Source organism: Mesorhizobium sp. M7A.F.Ca.CA.002.04.1.1, assembly GCF_004022805.1.
Lineage (GTDB): Bacteria > Pseudomonadota > Alphaproteobacteria > Rhizobiales > Rhizobiaceae > Mesorhizobium > Mesorhizobium ciceri.
Genome location: NZ_RZPL01001296.1, coordinates 1 through 502, shown reverse-complemented (window position 1 = coordinate 502; position 502 = coordinate 1). Strand labels below are relative to the sequence as shown.

The 502-nt window shown below is 63.7% G+C and carries 1 protein-coding gene; it reads right to left on the bottom strand.

All coding sequences use genetic code 11. From position 1 onward, the window contains the following. Positions 1–146: 146 nt before the first annotated feature. The coding region (locus ENZ75_RS33875) for a transglutaminase family protein (RefSeq protein WP_164888285.1) at positions 147–502 on the bottom strand (356 nt) is incomplete at its 5' end.

Genomic DNA, 502 nt, shown 5'->3' with positions numbered 1-502 from the left:
ACAAAATGCTTCCAGGCCGGGCGAGGATTGCCCGATGCATCGACCATCTAGTCGACGACGCCGTCTATGGGCTGGTAGTGCTCCAGCAGGCTGTGGGTCTGCGGCTTGCCGCGTCCCCTCTTGTGATTCCCCTTTGCCATTGCTGATCAGAGTCTTGCCGGCCGCCGAAGGTCAAGGGTCATCGGGAAATCTTCCGCCGGTTGTTCTTCACGGATCACATAGGCGGATGGCGTATGGCCACGCGGTTCGAAGCGGGCGAGCCGCCGAGCTTCCGCCTCGTTGCCATTGACCGGAAAGGTGTCGTAATTGCGCCCGCCGGGATGGGCGACGTGGTAGACGCAGCCGCCGACCGCACGGCCCGACCATCGGTCATAGATGTCGAAGACCAGCGGCGTGTTGACGGGCAGCGCCGGATGCAGGCCCGATGCCGGCTGCCAGGCCTTGAAGCGCACGCCTGCCACCGCCACTTCGCGATTCTCAGTGACCTTCATCGGCACGATGC